This is a genomic window from Streptomyces sp. NPDC028711 (assembly GCF_055565415.1).
Window position 1 is genome coordinate 1,033,710 of sequence record NZ_JBVHUJ010000001.1, and the last position, 19,051, is coordinate 1,052,760.

The 19,051-nt window shown below is 72.4% G+C and carries 15 protein-coding genes; 6 read left to right on the top strand and 9 right to left on the bottom strand.

Annotated features, from left to right (window positions below; all coding sequences use genetic code 11):
- Positions 1–120: 120 nt before the first annotated feature.
- Positions 121–2,481, bottom strand: a complete 2,361-nt coding sequence (locus ACZ4VK_RS04550; RefSeq protein WP_468348338.1) for an MMPL family transporter — start codon at positions 2,479–2,481, stop codon at positions 121–123.
- 163 nt (positions 2,482–2,644) lie between these two features.
- On the opposite strand from ACZ4VK_RS04550, the gene ACZ4VK_RS04555 reads away from it, so the two are divergent.
- Positions 2,645–3,385: a TetR/AcrR family transcriptional regulator gene (locus ACZ4VK_RS04555; RefSeq protein ID WP_468348340.1), complete on the top strand. Its 741-nt coding sequence runs from the start codon at positions 2,645–2,647 to the stop codon at positions 3,383–3,385.
- On the opposite strand, the gene ACZ4VK_RS04560 is transcribed toward ACZ4VK_RS04555, so the two are convergent.
- Positions 3,363–4,619: a cation:proton antiporter gene (locus tag ACZ4VK_RS04560; RefSeq protein ID WP_468348342.1), complete on the bottom strand. Its 1,257-nt coding sequence runs from the start codon at positions 4,617–4,619 to the stop codon at positions 3,363–3,365. The genes ACZ4VK_RS04555 and ACZ4VK_RS04560 overlap by 23 nt on opposite strands.
- Before the next feature lie 155 nt (positions 4,620–4,774).
- Between ACZ4VK_RS04560 and ACZ4VK_RS04565 the strand changes: the two genes are divergently transcribed.
- Both ACZ4VK_RS04565 and ACZ4VK_RS04570 read left to right on the top strand, forming a co-directional pair.
- Complete coding sequence (locus ACZ4VK_RS04565; RefSeq protein WP_468348344.1) at positions 4,775–4,999, top strand: heavy-metal-associated domain-containing protein; 225 nt, start codon at positions 4,775–4,777, stop codon at positions 4,997–4,999.
- A gap of 73 nt (positions 5,000–5,072) precedes the next feature.
- Positions 5,073–7,310, top strand: a complete 2,238-nt coding sequence (locus tag ACZ4VK_RS04570) for a heavy metal translocating P-type ATPase (RefSeq protein WP_468348346.1) — start codon at positions 5,073–5,075, stop codon at positions 7,308–7,310.
- Positions 7,311–7,857: 547 nt separating this feature from the next.
- Here ACZ4VK_RS04570 and ACZ4VK_RS04575 read toward each other — a convergent pair.
- The 3 genes from ACZ4VK_RS04575 to ACZ4VK_RS04585 form a co-directional block, all read right to left on the bottom strand.
- Positions 7,858–9,147, bottom strand: a complete 1,290-nt coding sequence (locus ACZ4VK_RS04575; protein ID WP_468348348.1) for a citrate synthase — start codon at positions 9,145–9,147, stop codon at positions 7,858–7,860.
- A gap of 179 nt (positions 9,148–9,326) precedes the next feature.
- Complete coding sequence (gene recD2, locus ACZ4VK_RS04580) at positions 9,327–11,558, bottom strand: SF1B family DNA helicase RecD2 (RefSeq protein WP_468348350.1); 2,232 nt, start codon at positions 11,556–11,558, stop codon at positions 9,327–9,329.
- Positions 11,559–11,646: 88 nt separating this feature from the next.
- Entirely contained in the window at positions 11,647–12,522 is an 876-nt protein-coding gene (locus tag ACZ4VK_RS04585; protein WP_468348352.1) for a class I SAM-dependent methyltransferase, read from the bottom strand.
- Positions 12,523–12,618: 96 nt separating this feature from the next.
- Here ACZ4VK_RS04585 and ACZ4VK_RS04590 point away from each other — a divergent pair, with 96 nt between their 5' ends.
- On the top strand, positions 12,619–13,218 hold the full coding sequence (locus ACZ4VK_RS04590; RefSeq protein ID WP_468348354.1) for a TetR/AcrR family transcriptional regulator: 600 nt from the start codon (positions 12,619–12,621) through the stop codon (positions 13,216–13,218).
- A gap of 44 nt (positions 13,219–13,262) precedes the next feature.
- Positions 13,263–13,739 carry a DUF937 domain-containing protein gene (locus ACZ4VK_RS04595; protein ID WP_468348356.1) on the top strand — a complete coding sequence of 159 codons (477 nt, stop codon included), beginning with the start codon at positions 13,263–13,265 and terminating at the stop codon, positions 13,737–13,739.
- Positions 13,740–13,927: 188 nt separating this feature from the next.
- Here ACZ4VK_RS04595 and ACZ4VK_RS04600 read toward each other — a convergent pair whose 3' ends face one another.
- The 3 genes from ACZ4VK_RS04600 to ACZ4VK_RS04610 are packed head-to-tail and all read right to left on the bottom strand — an operon-like array spanning position 13,928 to position 17,027.
- The gene (locus tag ACZ4VK_RS04600) at positions 13,928–14,701 is read right to left on the bottom strand and encodes a sugar phosphate isomerase/epimerase family protein (RefSeq protein WP_468348862.1); all 774 of its coding nucleotides are present in this window, start codon (positions 14,699–14,701) and stop codon (positions 13,928–13,930) included.
- Between the two features lie 26 nt (positions 14,702–14,727).
- Complete coding sequence (locus ACZ4VK_RS04605; RefSeq protein WP_468348358.1) at positions 14,728–15,879, bottom strand: dihydrodipicolinate synthase family protein; 1,152 nt, start codon at positions 15,877–15,879, stop codon at positions 14,728–14,730.
- Positions 15,876–17,027 carry a Gfo/Idh/MocA family protein gene (locus tag ACZ4VK_RS04610; protein ID WP_468348360.1) on the bottom strand — a complete coding sequence of 384 codons (1,152 nt, stop codon included), beginning with the start codon at positions 17,025–17,027 and terminating at the stop codon, positions 15,876–15,878. Before ACZ4VK_RS04610 ends, ACZ4VK_RS04605 begins: the two co-directional genes overlap by 4 nt.
- A gap of 114 nt (positions 17,028–17,141) precedes the next feature.
- Between ACZ4VK_RS04610 and ACZ4VK_RS04615 the strand changes: the two genes are divergently transcribed.
- Positions 17,142–18,188 (top strand): LacI family DNA-binding transcriptional regulator, encoded by a 1,047-nt coding sequence (locus ACZ4VK_RS04615; RefSeq protein ID WP_468348362.1) that lies wholly within the window; start codon positions 17,142–17,144, stop codon positions 18,186–18,188.
- A 175-nt stretch (positions 18,189–18,363) separates the two neighbouring features.
- On the opposite strand, the gene ACZ4VK_RS04620 is transcribed toward ACZ4VK_RS04615, so the two are convergent.
- Positions 18,364–18,930 carry an AAA family ATPase gene (locus ACZ4VK_RS04620; protein ID WP_468348364.1) on the bottom strand — a complete coding sequence of 189 codons (567 nt, stop codon included), beginning with the start codon at positions 18,928–18,930 and terminating at the stop codon, positions 18,364–18,366.
- Between the last annotated feature and the right edge of the window lie 121 nt (positions 18,931–19,051).

A 19,051-nucleotide genomic window follows, 5' to 3' on the forward strand; every position in this document is an offset into this window, starting at 1 on the left:
GGGGGGACCGTCGGCCCGTCACGGCGCCGGTCGGGGGGGAAGCGCCGGGCCCGTCACGGCGCCGGCCGCGGCGGGGATCGCCGGGCCTCGGAACGCTCCGGGGCCCGGCGTCCCGCCGTCTCATCCGCTCAGGGGTGCGGCCTCACGCCGCCGCCCGCCGGATGCCCCGTCCTCGGGCGCGTCCGACACCTCGGGCGCATCGGCCTCCGGCACCTCGGGTGATCTTCCGGCCTCCGAGGGCCGGCCGGGGGTGGCTCCGTCCGACTCGCTGATGCCGAAGCGGTCGTGGAAGCGCCGCAGGGGCCCCGGTGCCCACCAGGTGAGCCGGCCGGTCAGTTTCATCACGGAGGGGACGAGGAGGCTGCGGACCACCATGGCGTCCATGAGGACGGCGAGGGCGACGCCGAGGCCGAGCATCTTGGTGTTGGTGACGCGGGAGGTGCCGATGGCCACCATGACGACGGCGAGGATCACGGCGGCGGCGGTGATGAGGCCGCCGGTGCGCCGCAGGCCGAAGCGGACGGAGTGCTCGTGGTCGCCGGTGGCGTCGTACTCCTCCTTGATGCGGGAGAGCAGGAACACCCCGTAGTCCATGGAGAGTCCGAAGGCCACACAGAACATCAGGACCGGCAGGGTCGTCTCGATGTCTCCGGTGGGGGTGAAGCCGAGGAGGCCGGAGAGGTGGCCGTCCTGGAAGACCCAGACGACCGCGCCGAACATCGCGGTGAGACTGAGGCCGCTGAGGAGGACGACCTGGACGGGGATGAGGACGCTGCCGGTGAGCAGGAAGACGAGGAGCAGCGTGACGAGGACGATGATCCCCGCCGCCCAGGGCAGCCGCTCCGCGAGGGCGTCCTTGGAGTCGACGAGGACGGCGGCCTGTCCGGTGACGGAGGTCTCGAACGGGGCGGGCGCCGCCCGCAGTTCGGCCACGGTCCGCTGGGCCTCCGCGCCGACGGTCTCACCCTCGGGCACGACGGTGAAGTAGGCGTGGCCGCCGCCGGCGGTCACCGGCCCGTCGGCCCGTGCGACGCCGTCGAGGATGGTGATCCGCTCGCGGTAGGCGGCGTACTCGGCGGGGGTGGCCGGGCCCTCGGCGAGGATGGTGATCCCGCCCCCGGGGTCGCCGGGGAAGCCGTCCCTCAGCTGGTCCTGGACGACCCGGGAGGAGGCGGTGGCGGGGAGCTGGCGGTCGTCGGCGGTACCGAACTCGACGCCGAGGAAGGGCAGTCCGAGGAGGACGAGTCCGGCGGTGGTGAGGACGGCGAAGACGGGCGCCCTGCGCATGACGAGCCCGGCGGCCCGCGCCCAGCCCGCCCCGTCGCCCCCTTCGCGCGCGCTCGCGTCGCCCGCGCCGGTGGCAGTGTCCCGGGCGGCGCGGCCGCGCCGGAGGAGGCGCCGCAGGTCGAGCGCGTTGACCCGGTCACCGAGCAGGACGAGGGCCGCGGGGAGCAGGGTGAGTGCGGCGGTCGCCGCGAGCAGGACCACGGCGATCCCCGCGTACGCGAAGGAGCGCAGGAAGTACTGCGGGAAGACCAGCATCGCGGCGAGCGAGACGGCGACGGTCAGGGCGGAGAAGAGCACGGTCCGTCCGGCGGTGCGCAGGGTGGTGCGCACGGCGGTGTACGTGTCGGCCCCGGCGGCGAGCTCCTCGCGGTAGCGGCGGACGACGAACAGGGCGTAGTCGATGGCGAGTCCGAGTCCCAGGGCCGTCGTCAGGTTCTGCGCGAAGACGGAGACGTCGGTGAACTCGGTGATGCCGCGCAGGGCCGCGTTGGTCCCGAGGATGGCGACGATGCCGACGCCGAGCGGCAGCAGGGCGGCGACGGCGCTGCCGAAGACCATGACGAGGAGGACGAGGGTGAGGGGCAGGGCGATGAGCTCGGCCCGCAGCAGGTCCTCCTGGATGACCACCTGCATCTCGTGGCGGACGGCGAGTCCGCCGCCGAGGGTGACCTCGACGGGGCCGTGCGTGCCCCGGTACTCGGGGGCGATCCGGTCGAGGACGACGGCGGCGTCCTTCTCCTCGCCGGCGATGCGGGCGGCGATCACGGCCTGCCCGCCGTCCTCGGAGCGGAGGGCGGGCGAGCCGGTGGACCAGTAGGAGCCGACGCCGTCGACGCCCGGCTCGGCGTCGAGCCGCTCGGCGAGCCGCCGGGCCTCGGCGGCGACCGCCGGGGCGTCGACGCCGGCCGGTCCCGCGTCGACGAGCAGCAGCAGATTGGGCTGGGAGCCGGGGAAGTGGCGCTCCAGGGCCTCCGTCGCGTACGTGGACTCGGCGGCCGGGTCCTCCCAGCCGCCGCTGCCCATGCGGTCGGCGACCCCGCCGCCCGCGAGGACGGCGAGGGCGGTGAGGACGAGGGCCACGAGGAGCGTGAGGCGCGGCCGTGCGGTCACGAACCGCGTCCATCCCCCGGATCCGCCCGGGCTCCCACCCCCGCGCGCGACCCCCTCGGGCGCTGCTTTCTTGACTTCGGCCATGACGAGGTGTCCCCTTCACCTGACCCGTGTGCTCGCTTCCCGGCAGGTCACATGGGTCACCCATTGCCATAGACTGGCAAACACGAGTGATCACTCGCGTTTCTCAAGAATGCGAGCGACCTCTCGCATTTGTCAAACGTGTTGAGGAAAGCTGGGGACAGTCATGTCCGAAGACATGCCCGACGGCGTGCCCGGAGACGGCTCCGGGGACATGTCCGGCGCCGCGTCCGGAGACGGCTCCGGAGGCGCCTCCGAGGAGCCGAAGCCGCGCCGCCGTCAGGCGCGCGGCGAGCGGCGTATCGCGCAGTTGCTCCAGGCCGCCGCGAACGTCTTCTGCACGAACGGCTACACGGCGGCGAGCACCAACGCCATCGCGCGCGAGGCCCATGTCTCGCCGGGCACGCTCTACCAGTACTTCCCGAACAAGGAAGCCATCGCGATCGAGCTCGGCGAGCGCCTCCTGCACCAGATGCGGGAGGCCCACGGCCAGGCGTTCACCCCGGAGAACCTCGCCCTGCCGCTGCCCGAGCTGCTCGACGCCGTGGTCGACCCGATGATCGAGTTCAACTGCGCGAACCCGGCCTTCCTCGCCCTGATGCACGGCTCCGACGCCCCCGGCCGGATCGCCGAGGAGCACGACGCCCTGCACGTCTCGCTGCTCGCCCGGGTGCAGGAGGTGATCGCGCACTACGCCCCCGGCATACCGGCGCAGGACCGTGCCCGCATCGCCGACATGACCTTCGCGACCTTCAAGGGCGGCCTCGACCTCGTGCTCGCCGCGCCCGAGGGGCCCGAGCGGGACGCCGTGATCGCCGAGCTGAAGACCCTGCTCCTCCGCTACCTCACCCCGCTGACCGAGGGCTCTCCCCCGGCGGCGCCGGTCACCACGACTCGGACCCGCTGACGGACCCCCCGGGACTGGCCGCACCATCGGCCCCGGCGCCCGGAGAAGCGCCGGCCCCGGGAGCGGCTCCCGCCCCCGCCCGCAGCTTCAGCGCGAGCAGCGGGAAGACGAGGACGGAGACCATGGCGGCCCCGACGAGCGCCGCCGCCTCCCCCGCCCCGAGCACCTTGTCGTCCACGCCGATGGTGGTGATCGCGACGACGAGCGGCAGCGCGGTGGAGCCGTACAGCACGAGCCCCGTCCTGTCCCTCCGGTCGAGGTCGCGCGGTGCGAGGAGCCAGATCGGCCCGCCGCGCACAAGGAGGAAGAGCAGCAGGAAGAGCGGGAGCAGCAGCAGGGTCCTGCCGCCGCCGAGGAGCGAGTCCAGGTCGAACTCGATCCCGGTGACGACGAAGAAGACGGGCACGAGGAAGCCGAAACCAACACCCTCGACCTTCTCCAGGACGCGCGGGCCGGACTCGGGCGCGGCCCCCGTCAGTACGAGCCGGGTGACGAGTCCCGCCGCGAAGGCGCCGAGCAGCACGTCGAGGCCGAGGGCCGTCGACGCCCCGAGCATCAGGGCGAGCAGCAGGAAGACGAACCGGACCGCGAACTGGCCGCTGGTGTCCAGGGTCCTGGCGATGATCGCGGAGAACCACGGGGGGCGCGGCCGCAGCGCCCAGTACACGGCTCCGGCGGTGAGCGCGGCGAAGACGGCGAGGAGCGCGGTCGACTCGCCCGCGCCGCGCCCGCTGAGCAGCAGCGCCATCGCGATGATCGGGCCGAACTCGCCGACCGCGCCGAAGGCCATGACGACGGAGCCGAACCGTCCGTGGAGGTCGCCCGCGTCCCGGAGCACCGGCAGGACGGTTCCGAGCGCGGTGCTCGTGAGCGCCACCCCGATGAAGACGCCCTTGGTGTAGCCGCCGCCGAGCAGGACGCCGGCGGCGAGTCCGAGCACGAGGGCGATCAGCCAGGCCCGGATCGAGCGCCGGAGGGTGTCGCCGCGGACCTTGCCGAACTCGATCTCGTACCCCGCGAGGAAGATCAGCATGGTGAGGCCGAGCTCGGAGAGGCCGTCGATCAGCTCGCTCGGACGGGCCCAGCCGAGGACGTCGGGGCCGATGACGATGCCGAGCAGGATCTCGAAGATGACGAGGGGGACGGGGAGCTTCCGCCCGACCGCGTAGGCGAGCAGCGGCGCCAGGACGGCGATCGCCATGATCAGGATGAGCGTGATCCCCGAATGCGACATATCGGGTATTTACCATAGGCTCCCACCTGAGGCTCCGCGGCTCCGGCTCGCCGCCGTCGACCGTGACCCGCCGCACACGTCGGACGTACGTGCAATCCATACCCCCTAGGGGTATCATCTGTTCCTGTAAGGATCCGCACCCGGAGGAGCACGCCATGTCCGCAGAGACGAAGACCGAACTCACCACCGTCTACCAGGTCAAGGGCATGACCTGCGGCCACTGCGAAGGCGCCGTCTCCAGCGAGATCTCCGAGCTTCCCGGTGTCTCCTCGGTCACGGCCGTCGCCAAGACCGGCGAGGTCACCGTCGTCTCCGAGTCCCCGCTCGACGTGGAGGCCGTACGCGCCGCCGTCGACGAGGCCGGATACGAGCTGGTCTGACCGGCACCCCGCCGACACCCCGCAGGGCCGTACCGTTTACCTGGTACGGCCCTGCTCCCCTTTGGAACCGCTCATGACGTCCACCATCACCGAGCTGACGATCGGTGGCATGACCTGTGCCTCCTGCGCCGCCCGCGTCGAGAAGAAGCTCAACCGGATGGACGGGGTGACCGCGACGGTCAACTACGCCACCGAGAAGGCACGGGTCGCACACCCGCCGGAACTGACGGTCGACGACCTGATCGCCACCGTCGTCAGAACCGGCTACACCGCCGAGGAACCCCCGCCGCCGGAGCCCGAGCCCGCGAAGGAGCCCGGGGACGAGCCCCGGCCCGCCGAAGAGCCCGAGGACCCCGAGCTCGCCTCCCTCCGGCAGCGGCTCACCGTCTCCGCGCTCCTCGCCGCGCCCGTCGTCCTGCTCGCCATGGTCCCCGCGCTCCAGTTCGACACCTGGCAGTGGCTCTCGCTCACCCTCGCCGCCCCCGTCGTCGTCTGGGGCGGACTGCCCTTCCACCGGGCCGCCTGGACCAACCTCCGGCACGGCGCCGCCACCATGGACACCCTCGTCTCCGTCGGCACCCTCGCCGCCTTCGGCTGGTCGCTCCAGGCCCTCTTCCTCGGCGACGCGGGCATGCCCGGCATGCGGCACGGCTTCGACCTGACCGTCGACCGCGCCGACGGCACCTCCGCGATCTATCTGGAGGTCGCGGCCGGGGTCGTCACCTTCATCCTGCTCGGCCGCTACCTGGAGGCCCGCGCCAAACGGAAGGCCGGCGCGGCGCTCCGGGCCCTGATGGAGCTCGGCGCCAAGGACGTGGCCGTCCTCCGGGACAGCGGAGAGGTACGGATCCCCGTCGGCGACCTGCGGTCCGGCGACCTCTTCGTCGTACGCCCCGGAGAGAAGATCGCCACCGACGGCACCGTCACCGAGGGCGCGTCGGCGGTCGACGCCTCCCTGCTCACCGGCGAATCCCTGCCGCTCGACGTCACCGAGGGCGACACCGTCACCGGCGGCTGCGTCAACGTCTCCGGCCGACTGCTCGTCCGGGCCACCCGCGTCGGCGCCGACACCCAGCTCGCCCGGATGGCGAAACTCGTCGAGGACGCCCAGAACGGCAAGGCGGAGGTGCAGCGGCTCGCCGACCGGATCTCCGCCGTGTTCGTCCCCGTGGTGCTCCTCATCGCCCTCGGCACCCTCGTCACCTGGCTACTCATGACGGACGACCCGACCGCCGCGTTCACCGCCGCCGTCGCCGTCCTGATCATCGCCTGCCCCTGCGCCCTGGGCCTCGCCACTCCGACCGCCCTCCTCGTCGGCACCGGGCGCGGCGCGCAGCTCGGCATCCTCATCAAGGGACCCGAGGTCCTGGAGTCCACCCGCCGCGTCGACACCGTCGTCCTCGACAAGACGGGGACGGTCACCACCGGCCGTATGCGGCTGACGGGCGTCCGCGTGTACGGCGGGAAGTACGGCACCGACGCCACCGACGAACTCCGGCTGCTGCGGCTCGCGGGCGCCCTCGAACACTCCTCCGAGCACCCCGTGGCCCGCGCGATCGCCGCCGGCGCCGCCGAACGCTGCGGCGCGCTCCCCGTACCCAAGACCTTCGAGAACGTCCCCGGGCTCGGCGTGCGCGGCTCGGTCGACGGCCACCTCGTCCTCGTCGGCCGCGCCGCCCTGCTCACGGCGGAAGGCGTCGAGGTCCCGGCCGGCGCGCCCGACCCCGGCGCCGTCCATGTCGCCTGGGACGGGGTCGCCCGGGGCACCCTGACCGTCGCCGACACCGTCAAGGACACCAGCGCCGAGGCGGTCGCCCGGCTGCGCGCCCTGGGCCTGCGGCCCGTGCTGCTCACCGGGGACCACCGGGCGGTCGCGGAGGCCGTGGCGGCCGAGGTCGGCATCGACGAGGTGATCGCCGAGGTGCTCCCCGAGGAGAAGGCCGAGGTGGTCCGGCGGCTCCAGGCCGAGGGCCGGACGGTCGCGATGGTGGGCGACGGGGTGAACGACGCCGCCGCGCTCGCCGTCGCGGACCTCGGCCTCGCCATGGGAACGGGGACGGACGCGGCCATCGAGGCGAGCGATCTGACCCTCGTCCGGGGCGACCTGCGGGTCGCGGCGGACGCCATCCGGCTCTCCCGCCGGACCCTGGCGACGATCAGGGGAAACCTGGGCTGGGCCTTCGGCTACAACGTGGCGGCGCTGCCCCTCGCGGCGGCCGGACTGCTCAACCCGATGATCGCGGGCCTGGCCATGGCCCTTTCGTCCGTGTTCGTCGTTTCCAACAGCCTGCGGCTGCGGCGCTTCGCGTGAATTCACCCACACGTGACGCACAGGACCTTCACAAGGAGATCTAGATCACAGATATTGGGGGGTAACCATCTGGGCTGTTCGCGAGTCTAAGTGGGCGATGCCAGAGAACGTCTTGGGGGACGTTCATCGGGAGGTCTTGGGGGACATCCCGACATTGGCAAGCGTTGGCCGGGGGACGTGCACCGGGGAGCTTTGAGCGGCCCTCCCGTACGTACCCCGGCAGACCGCGCAGCGGCCCGACCCGCGTCGCCTCCGCTGACGCGGCAGACGCCCGGCCCGGATCCCGTGGGGGGAATCCGCACCGGGGACATGGGAAGCGCCCCGCCTACCGACCCGTGGGGGGATCGGTAGCGCGGGGCGCTTCCTCTTTTTTTCGGGCTCGGTTCTCCCCCTGGCTTCGCCGGGGGGACCCCCACCGGGGCGCTCAAGCCGGTGTCGAGGTGACGATCGTGCTCGACCCTCCTTCGTCGGGCCTCCGCGCGTTCGTCACCTCGACACCGACGCGCCCCTTCGGCTCACTCGCCGGGCGCGCCATCAGTCACAGCGACTAGCGGGCCTCGACCGGGACGAAGTCGCGGAGGATCTCGCCCGTGTAGATCTGGCGCGGGCGGCCGATGCGGGAGCCCGGCTCCTTGATCATCTCGTGCCACTGGGCGATCCAGCCGGGGAGACGGCCGAGCGCGAAGAGCACCGTGAACATCTCGGTCGGGAAGCCCATCGCGCGGTAGATCAGACCCGTGTAGAAGTCCACGTTCGGGTAGAGGTTGCGCGAGACGAAGTACTCGTCGGAGAGCGCGTGCTCCTCGAGCTTCAGCGCGATGTCGAGCAGCTCGTCGGACTTGCCGAGGGCCGAGAGGACATCGTGCGCCGCCGCCTTGATGATCTTGGCGCGCGGGTCGAAGGACTTGTACACCCGGTGGCCGAAGCCCATCAGGCGGACGCCGTCCTCCTTGTTCTTTACCTTGCGGATGAAGGAGTCGACATCGCCACCGTTGGCCTTGATGCCTTCCAGCATCTCCAGGACCGACTGGTTGGCGCCACCGTGCAGGGGGCCCCAGAGGGCCGAGATGCCGGCGGAGATCGAGGCGAACATGTTCGCCTGCGAGGAGCCGACCAGACGCACGGTGGAGGTCGAGCAGTTCTGCTCGTGGTCCGCGTGCAGGATGAGGAGCTTGTCGAGCGCCGAGACGACGACCGGGTCCAGGTCGTACTCCTGCGCCGGGACCGAGAAGGTCATGCGCAGGAAGTTCTCGACGTACCCGAGGTCGTTGCGCGGGTAGACGAACGGGTGACCGATCGACTTCTTGTACGCGTACGCCGCGATCGTCGGCAGCTTGGCGAGCAGCCGGATCGTGGAGAGGTGACGCTGCTCCTCGTCGAACGGGTTGTGGCTGTCCTGGTAGAACGTGGACAGCGCGGAGACCACCGACGACAGCATCGCCATCGGGTGGGCGTCCCGCGGGAAGCCGCGGAAGAAGTTCTTGACGTCCTCGTGGACCAGCGTGTGCTGCGTGATCTCGTTCTTGAAGGTCGCGAGCTCGTCGACCTTGGGAAGCTCACCGTTGATCAGCAGGTACGCCACCTCAAGGAAGGTGGAGCGCTCGGCCAGCTGCTCGATGGGGTAGCCGCGGTACCGCAGAATCCCCTGCTCACCATCGAGATAGGTGATCGCGGATTTATAGGCGGCGGTGTTGCCGTATCCGCTGTCCAGGGTGACCAGACCGGTCTGGGCTCGGAGTTTCCCGATGTCGAAGCCCTTGTCGCCGACGGTGCTCTCGACCACCGGGTAGGTGTATTCACCGTCCGCGTACCGCAGTACTACAGAGTTGTCGCTCACGTCATCCCTCACCGACGTAGTGCCTCTTCTTCGAGGTGCCCTGACTGTCTCTACCATCCCCCATTTGGCTCAGGAGAGTGCACTCGGGGTCGACCATTGGGCCAATCGGCGGCACTCAGTGCCGCCAACCTTCATATCCTGCCCCCTTCGCCCCGGTTCCGGTAGTCCTCCGTGATCTTTCACACGGGGGCGCCGCCTGTGAGCCGGAAGGCGAGTGCGGTAAAGCGTCTGCCCGCGGAGACCGTACGGACCGCCTGGGCGATCGCCCGGCGGGAGCCCACCAGGACGACGAGCTTCCGGGCGCGGGTCACGGCCGTGTAGAGCAGGTTCCGCTGGAGCATCATCCACGCGCTCATCGTGACCGGGATCACGACCGCCGGATACTCGCTGCCCTGCGAACGGTGGATGGTGACCGCGTACGCGTGGGCGAGCTCGTCCAGCTCGTCGAAGTCGTACGGCACCTCCTCGTCCTCGTCCGTCCGCACGGTCAGCCGCTGCTCGACGACGTCGAGGGCCGTGACGACGCCGACCGTGCCGTTGAAGACGCCGTTGGCCCCCTTGTCGTAATTGTTCCTGATCTGGGTGACCTTGTCGCCGACCCGGAAGACCCGGCCGCCGAACCGCTTCTCCGGCAGGTCCGGGCGGGCCGGGGTGATCGCCTGCTGGAGCAGCCCGTTGAGCGAGCCGGCGCCCGCGGGGCCCCGGTGCATGGGGGCGAGGACCTGGACGTCCGTGCGCGGGTCGAGGCCGAACTTGGCCGGAATCCGGCGGGCCGCGACGTCCACGGCGACCCGGGCGGCATCCTCGGTCTCCTCCTCCACGAAGAGGAAGAAGTCGGGCAGGCCCTGGGTCTGCGGGGGGACGCCCGCGTTGATCCGGTGCGCGTTGGTGACCACGCCCGACTCCTGGGCCTGGCGGAAGATCCGGGTCAGCCGGACCGCCGGTACGGGGCTTCCCGGGGCGAGCAGATCGCCGAGGACCTCGCCCGCGCCCACCGAGGGTAGCTGGTCCACATCGCCCACGAGCAGCAGATGGGCGCCCGGTGCCACCGCCTTGACCAGCTTGTTCGCCAGGAGCAGGTCGAGCATGGAGGCCTCGTCGACCACGATCAGATCGGCGTCGAGGGGCCGGTCCCGGTCGTAGGCCGCGTCGCCGCCGGGCTTGAGCTCCAGGAGCCGGTGCACGGTGGAGGCCTCGGCGCCGGTCAGTTCGGCGAGCCGCTTGGCGGCCCGGCCGGTGGGCGCGGCGAGGACGACCTTGGCCTTCTTGGCGCGGGCGAGCTCCACGATGGAGCGGACCGTGAAGGACTTGCCGCAGCCGGGCCCGCCGGTGAGGACGGCGACCTTACGGGTGAGGGCGAGCCGCACGGCCTCCTCCTGCTCGGGCGCGAGCGAGGCCCCGGTCCGGTCCGCGAGCCAGGCGAGGGCCTTGTCCCAGGGCACGTCCCGGAAGGCGGGCATCCGGTCCTCCCCGGTGCCGAGGAGCCGGCGGAGCTGCCCGGCGAGCGACAGCTCGGCCCGGTGGAACGGGATCAGGTACACGGCGGTGACGGGCGTCCCCTCGGGGCCCGGAACCACCTCCCGTACGACCCCCTCGGGGTCCTCGGCGAGCTCGGCCAGGCACTCGATGACGAGGCCCGTGTCGACCTGGAGCAGCTTCACCGCGTCGGCGATCAGCCGTTCCTCCGGCAGGAAGCAGTGGCCCTGGTCGCTGGACTGCGAGAGCGCGTACTGCAGGCCCGCCTTCACCCGGTCCGGGCTGTCGTGCGGTATGCCCACGGCCTGCGCGATGCGGTCGGCGGTGAGGAAGCCGATGCCCCAGACGTCGGCCGCGAGGCGGTAGGGCTGGTTCTTCACGACGGAGATCGAGGCGTCCCCGTACTTCTTGTAGATCCGGACCGCGATGGAGGTGGAGACGCCGACGCCCTGGAGGAAGACCATCACCTCCTTGATCGCCTTCTGCTCCTCCCAGGCGGCGGTGATGTTCTTGGTGCGCTTGGGGCCGAGGCCCGGAACCTCGATCAGGCGCGCGGGTGCCTCTTCGAGGATGTCGAGGGTGTCGAGGCCGAAGTGCTGGGTGATGCGGTCGGCGAAGACGGGCCCGATGCCCTTGACGAGACCGGAGCCGAGATAGCGGCGGATGCCCTGGATCGTGGCGGGCAGCACGGTCGTGTAGTTCTCGACGGTGAACTGCTTGCCGTACTGCGGGTGGGAGCCCCAGCGGCCCTCCATCCGCAGCGACTCCCCCGGCTGCGCGCCGAGCAGCGAGCCGACGACCGTGAGCAGGTCACCGGCGCCGCGGCCGGTGTCGACGCGGGCGACGGTGTAGCCGCTCTCCTCGTTGGCGTACGTGATGCGCTCGAGCACGCCTTCGAGCACCGCCTGAGCCGGAGCCTGACCCTGGTTGGACATGCTCCGAAGGTAGCGAAGGGCTCGGACACCGCGCCGGGACTGTGGAGGAACGCCGTTTCATCCAGTGGGCGGAGGGGAGCGGCGGCCGTTACGGACGGGTCGCCGTGACGAGCCATCCGGCGGTGCGCAGATGGACTCCGGAGGGGCGCTCGAAGCTCCGCAGGGACCGCGTCACCTCCACGCGGGCCCGCTCGGCGGTGTCCGGGTCGAGGCGGGCGAGGAAGTGGCGTGCCGGCCCTGAGGCGAGGACGAAGGCGGCGGCGTCCTCGGCGTCCCGGCCCCAGAGGCCGTCGGCGTCGCAGGGCGCGACGGACACGGCGTCGAAACCCGCCGCCGTGAGGACGCGACGGATCCGGTCCGGGTCGGCGAGCGAGAACATGCCGGGGCCGGGGTCCTCCCGGACCTCGGCCTCGGGGGCGTCGGGGGCCTCCTGGGCCTCGGGCGGCGGCATCAGGTCACCGAGCGCTTCGAACACCTGGACCCAGTCCGTACGGGACGGGTCCGCCATGCAGGCGAAGGCGATCCGGCCGCCGGGGCGCAGCGCGGAGGCGATGTTGGTGAAGGCGGCGACCGGGTCCTGGAAGAACATGACGCCGAAGCGGCTGACGGCCACGTCGAAGGCGGCGGGCGGCAGCGGGTGCACCTGGGCGTCGCCCTGCTGGAAGTCGACGTGGGGCAGCCCCTCCGCCGCGGCGAGCTCCTTCGCGCGGGCCAGCATCGGCTCGGAGAGGTCGAGGCCCAGGGCGGAGCCCCGGTGCGCCGCCCGCGCCGCGAGCCGGGTCGCCTGCCCCGCGCCGCAGCCGATGTCGAGGACCCTGTCCTCCGGGCGGATGGCCGCGGCGGCGAGCAGCGGCGCGTTGAAGCCCTCGTTCACCGCGTTCCAGCGGTCGTGGTGGTCGCTCCAGTGGTGGCCTTCGTAGCCGTTCCAGGCCTCGGACTGAGCGGTGTTGACGAGCGGGCGCATCACGCGTCTCCTGTCGTGACAGAGCTAGTATGGGCGTACGCCCATCAAGGTATGGGCAAGTGCCCATACTCGCAAGCCCCTTCCTGGAGGAGTCCGTTGTCCCCACGTGGAGTCGCCACGCCCAACGTCCGGGAAAGGCTCTTCGAGGCCGCCGAGGTGGTCCTGGGACGGGAGGGCCCCGCCGGACTGACGAACCGGTCCGTCACCGACCAGGCCGGCTGCGCCAAGGGCCTGCTCTACAACCACTTCACCGATCTCGACGACTTCGTCACCCAGCTCGTCCTCGACCGGTTCCGGCGCGTGGCGGAGGAGGTGGCCCCGCTCCCCGCACGCGCGGGCGAGTCCACGGTGGTGGAGAACCTGACCGAGGCGGCGCTCGCCCTGCTCGGCTCGCACGGCCAGGTGATCGCGGCCGTCGCCGTGTCACGGCAGGGCGTCTCCGAGCGGGTCAAGGCGGCATGGGCGGGCGGAGCGCCGGGCCCGGCCACGGTGGAGAACGCCCTCGCCGCCTACCTGGAGGAGGAACAGCGGAGGGGGCGGGTCGCGCCGTCCGCGGACTGCCCGATGCTCGCCCTTGCGATCACCGGCACCGTGCACCACCTGCTGATGACGGGCGGCGCGCGGCCGGGCGACGACCGGGAGCTGGTCCGGCGCGTGGTCGCGGCGCTTGCGGCCGGGGTGACGGCTCCGGCGTGAATCTCGACATGCCGACGTGAAGGACGGGTCCTAGCGTTGCGGACATGAGTGAACCCTCCTTCCAGGACGAGGTCCTGTCCGAGCTCGGCGACGACCGGCTCCAGGAGATCGCCGGGCTGCTCGGCACGGACGCCGCGGGGGCCCAGGAGCTCGTGGGCAGTTCGGTGGCCGAGCTCTCCGGCGGGCTGCGCCAGGCCGCGGCCGAGCCGTCCAGCGCCGACGAGGTACGCGCCGCCGTCGACGAGGTGAGCGCGGCGGATCCCCCGCTCCAGGGCGTCGCCGGCTTCGGCGGCCTGGCGGCCGGCGGCCTCATGGCCGGCGTCCTGGGCCAACTGGCCCGCCCGGCGGCGCACGCGATCGCGAAGAGGACCGGGATCCCCGCTGCCACGGTGACCCGGGCGGTCGACATCCTGATCCCCGTGGTCCTCACGGTCATGACGAAGCGCGCGGCGGCGAGGAAGAGCGGCGCCCCGGCGGCCGGCGGCCTCGGCGACATCCTGCGCGGGAGCCCGAAGAAATAACCCCGCACCACCGGACACGCCGGTGGTGCGGGACACGGCCGAGCTGCCGCACACAGCCCGACCGCGGGACACGGCCCGACCGCCGCACACGGCCGGTCCGCGAGTCGCCCAGCGGGTGGGTCAGCGGGTGGGTCGGGCGGCCGGGCCGCCGGGGCGTTCAGACCCCGACGTCTCCCGAGCCCCCCGTTTCACACCCTCAGGAAGCGTTCCAGCGTCTCCTCCAGGACCTCCACGCCGTCCCTCGCCCACAGTTCGTCGTTGAAGAGTTCCACCTCGACCGGGCCCGTGTAGCCGGTCTTCTCCACCAGGTCCGCCCAGGCCCTGAGGTCGACGCAGCCGTCGCCCAGCTGGCCCCGGCCGTTGAGGACTCCCTCCGGCAGGGGGGTGGTCCAGTCGGCGAGCTGGAAGCTGTGGATCCGGCCCTCGGCGCCCGCCCGTTCCACCGCCGCCGGGGCGCGGTCGTCCCACCACAGGTGGTACGTGTCGACCGTGACGCCCACCTGGGAGGCGGGGAACCGCTCCGCGATCTCCAGGGCCTGGTCCAGGGTGGAGACCGCGCACCGGTCGGAGGCGTACATCGGGTGCAGCGGCTCGATGGCGAGCCGGACGCCCCGCTCCCCCGCGTACGGGGCGAGCGCCCCGATCGCCTCGGCGATGCGGGCGCGGGCCGACGGCAGGTCGGGGCAGGCGGCGGTGAGGCCGCCCGAGACCAGGACGAGGGTGTCGGTGCCGAGCGTCACCGCCTCGTCGATCGCCGCGCGGTTGTCCTCCTCCCACCCGTCCGAGGTGAAGAACCCGCCCCGGCAGAGGGTGGTGACGGTGAGGCCCGCGTCGCGGACGAGCGCGGCCGCCGCCTCCACCCCGTACTCCTGGACCGGCGCGCGCCACAGGCCCACGCCGGGGACGCCGAGCCGGACGCACTCGGCGACCAGCTCCGGCAGGGCCAGCTGCTTGACCGTCATCTGGTTGACGCTGAAGCGGTCGAGGTTCACCGGGGCACTCCGTACACCGTGAGGAGGGATCGCATCCGGGCCTCGGCGAGCGCCGGGTCGGGGAACAGGCCCAGGCCGTCGGCGAGTTCGTACGCGCGCGCGAGGTGCGGGAGCGAGCGGGCGGACTGGAGGCCGCCGACCATCGTGAAGTGGTCCTGGTGGCCGGCCAGCCAGGCGAGGAGGACGACGCCCGTCTTGTAGAAGCGGGTCGGGGTCTGGAAGAGGTGCCGGGAGAGGGCGACCGTCGGGTCGAGGGTCGCGCGGAAGCCGTCGACGTCACCCGTGTCCAGGGTCCTGACCGCCTCCGCGGCGAGCGGGGCCAGCGGGTCGAAGATGCCGAGCAGGGCGTGGCTGAAGCCCTGTTCGTCGCCCGCGATGAGCTCCGGGTAGTGGAAGTCGTCGCCCGTGTAGCAGCGGACGCCCTCCGGGAGGCGGCGGCGGAGTTCGACCTCGCGCCGGGCGTCGAGGAGGGAGACCTTGATGCCGTCGATCTTGTCGGGGTGCGCCTTGATGACGTCGAGGAAGGTCTCGGTGGCGGCGTCGAGGTCGGCGGAGCCCCAGTAGCCCTCAAGCGCCGGGTCGAACATCGGGCCGAGCCAGTGCAGGATGACCGGCTCGCTCGCCTGGCGGAGGAGATGACCGTACAGGTCGAGGTAGTCCTCGGGTCCTGAAGCGGCGGCGGCGAGCGCGCGGGAGGCCATCAGGATGGCCTGGGAGCCGGTCTCCTCGACGAGGGCGAGCTGCTCCTCGTACGCCTTGCGGACGGCGGCCAGATCGGCAGGGCCCGTGAGCTGGTCGGTGCCGACGCCGCAGGCGACCAGGCCGCCCAGGCTTCGGGCCTCCGCCGCGCTGCGGCGGATCAGTTCGGCGGCGCCGGTCCAGTCGAGGCCCATCCCGCGCTGGGCGGTGTCCATGGCCTCCGCGACCCCGAGGCCCTGGGACCAGAGGTGGCGGCGGAAGGCGAGGGTGGCGTCCCAGTCGACGGCGGCCGGCGAGTCGGGGCTGGTGTCGGCGTAGGGGTCGGCGACGACGTGGGCGGCGGAGAAGACCGTACGAGAGCTCAGCGGGCCGCTCGTGGTGAGCGCGAGGGGCTCGGTGCGGGGGGTGTACTCCCGTACGGTGCCGTCCGGTGCGGGCAGGCGGATCACAGGCTGACCTCCGGGACGTCGAAGCGGCGGCCCTCGGCGGCGGACCGCAGGCCCAGCTCGGCGAGCTGCACGCCCCGGGCGCCCGCGAGGAGGTCCCAGTGGTACGGCTCGCCGAGGGTGACGTGCCGCAGGAACAGCTCCCACTGGGCCTTGAAGCCGTTGTCGAACTCGGCGTTGTCGGGCACCTCCTGCCACTGGTCGCGGAAGGACTCGGTGACCGGGATGTCGGGGTTCCAGACGGGCTTCGGGGTGGCCGAGCGGTGCTGGACGCGGCAGCCGCGCAGTCCGGCGACGGCGGAGCCGTGGGTGCCGTCGACCTGGAACTCGACGAGCTCGTCGCGGTTGACGCGGACGGTCCAGGAGGAGTTGATCTGGGCGATGGCGCCGCCCTCCAGCTGGAAGATGCCGTACGCGGCGTCGTCGGCGGTGGCCTCGTACGGCTTGCCCTGCTCGTCCCAGCGGCGCGGGATGTGCGTGGCGACCTGGGCGGTGACGGAGGTGACCCGGCCGAACAGCTCGTGGAGCACGTACTCCCAGTGCGGGAACATGTCGACGACGATGCCGCCGCCGTCCTCCGAGCGGTAGTTCCAGCTGGGGCGCTGGGCGTCCTGCCAGTCGCCCTCGAAGACCCAGTAGCCGAACTCTCCGCGCACGGAGAGGATCTCGCCGAAGAAGCCGCCGTCGATGAGGCGCTTCAGCTTGAGCAGGCCCGGCAGGAACAGCTTGTCCTGGACGACGCCGTGCCTGATGCCCTTCTCCGTGGCGAGCCTGGCCAGTTCCAGCGCGCCCGCGAGGTCCGCCGCCGTCGGCTTCTCGGTGTAGATGTGCTTCCCGGCGCCGATGGCCTTGGTGAGCGCGTCCACGCGGGCGGAGGTGACCTGGGCGTCGAAGTAGATGTCGATGCTGTCGTCGGCGAGGACGGCGTCGAGGTCGGTGGACCACTCGGTGAGGCCGTGGCGCTCGGCGAGCGCGCGCAGGGCGTGCTCGCGGCGGCCGACGAGGACCGGCTCGGGCCAGAGGGTCTCACCGTTGCCGAGGTCGAGGCCGCCCTGTTCGCGCAGGGCGAGGATCGAACGGACGAGGTGCTGGCGGTATCCCATGCGTCCGGTGACGCCGTTCATGGCGATGCGGACTGTCCTGCGTGTCACGAAGGGTTCCTCTCCCCGGTGTGCGGCACCCTCTCGGAAGAAAGCGCTTTCTATCGGGGATGACGCTAGCCTGCCGACATCGCCGTCGACAAGGCCCCCGGAGGTACGCACACGATGACCGTCACCCTGGCGGACGTGGCCGCCCGCGCACGGGTCTCCCCCGCCACCGTCTCCCGCGTCCTCAACGGCAACTACCCCGTCGCCGAGTCGACCCGGGAACGGGTCCTGCGGGCCGTGGACGAGCTGGACTACGTCCTCAACGGCCCCGCGAGCTCCCTCGCCGCCGCCACGTCCGACCTGGTCGGCGTCCTCGTCAACGACATCGCCGACCCCTTCTTCGGGATCATGGCGAGCGCGGCGCAGAGCGCGATCGGGGAAGGCGCCTCGGGGCGCGGCGGAGGCGAGAAGCTCGCCGTCGTCTGCAACACGGGCGGCTCCCCCGCGCGCGAGCTGACCTACCTCACCCTGCTCCAGCGGCAGCGCGCCGCCGCCGTGATCCTCATGGGCGGCTCCCTGGAAGACCCCGAGCACCTGGCGGCGACCGCCGGCAAGCTCAGCAAGCTGGCGGAGGCGGGGACCCGGGTCGTGCTGTGCGGACGCCCGCCGGTGCCGGGCGACGCGAACGCGGCCGCGCTCGTCTTCGACAACCGGACCGGCGCGCGGCAGCTCACCGAGCACCTGCTCGGCCTCGGCCACCGGCGCATCGGGTACGCGGCGGGGCCCGCCGACCGGACGACGACCCGGCACCGCCTCGAAGGCCACCGGGCGGCGCTCGCGGCGGCGGGCATCGCGGAGGGCCCGACGGTCCACGGCGCGTACGACCGGCAGGCCGGCTACGAGGCGACGGCCGAACTCCTCGCCCGCGACCCCGACCTCACGGCGGTCGTCGCCGCCAACGACACGGTGGCACTCGGCGTCTGCGCGGCCCTGCGGGAACGGGGCCTGGACATCCCGGGCGACGTGTCCGTGGCGGGCTTCGACGACCTGCCGTTCTCGGTGGACGCGGTCCCGGCCCTGACTACCGTACGCCTCCCGCTCCACGAGGCGGGGGTCCGCGCGGGCCGCCTGGCGATGGGCACGGAGGAGCCTCCGGCGGGAGGCCTGGAGACGGTCCCGGGCGAGCTGGTGGTACGGGGGTCCACGGGGCGGCCGCGGGGGTAGGCGGGGCGCCGGGGCGGCGGCGGGCCCGAGCCGGACCGCCGGGGGCGGCGGCGGGCCTGGGCCGGAGCCGGACCGCGCGGGTGACGCCGGGCCGAGCCGGACCGCGCGGGTGACGGCGGGGCCGAGCCGGACCGCGCGGGCCGTGGGCGGCCCGTGGGGCGGGGGCCCCGGGGCGTCAGTTCGCCTCGGCGGCCAGGCCCGTCGCCCTCAGGACCGCCTCCACCGTCTCCTCCACCGTCTGGTCCGCGTTGTCGATCCAGGTGCCCTCGCCGGCCAGTTCGGCGCGCATCGCCTCGTCCAGGAACGCCCAGTTCGTCGTGAGCCTCTTGTGGCGGGCGTTGTTGCGTTCCCAGGCCTTGTCCGGGCCCGGGGCCAGGACCACCACATGGAGCGGGCCCGCCTTCGCGTGGGCGCGGTAGAAGTCCAGGTGGGAGCGGCGTACGACCACGTCGTCGATCACCGGGAGGAAGCCGGCCGCGGTGAAACTGCCGGCGAGCAGGCAGGCGTTGCGGGCGCGCAGCAGGATCTGGCGGTCCGCCTCCGGGTCGCCGTCCGGGGTGGGCCAGTGGCAGCCCCGGACGATGAGCTCCTGGAGGTGGTCGACCTCGATGTGCGCCGAGCGGGCGAAGCGGGCCGCGAGGGCCTTGGCGACGGTCGACTTGCCGCTGCCGGGGATGCCGGCGAGGAGGACGGCGCCGGGGCCGGGTTCGGGCGCGTCGACGGCGATGTGCTCGAAGGTCATACGGGCCTTTCTCGCGGGTGGGCCGGTCGACGACACGACCGTGGACGGCGGTATCTCGCGTGCGCGACCGGTCCGACGACACGACCGTGGGCGGCGGGATCTCGCGTGCGCGACCGGTCGA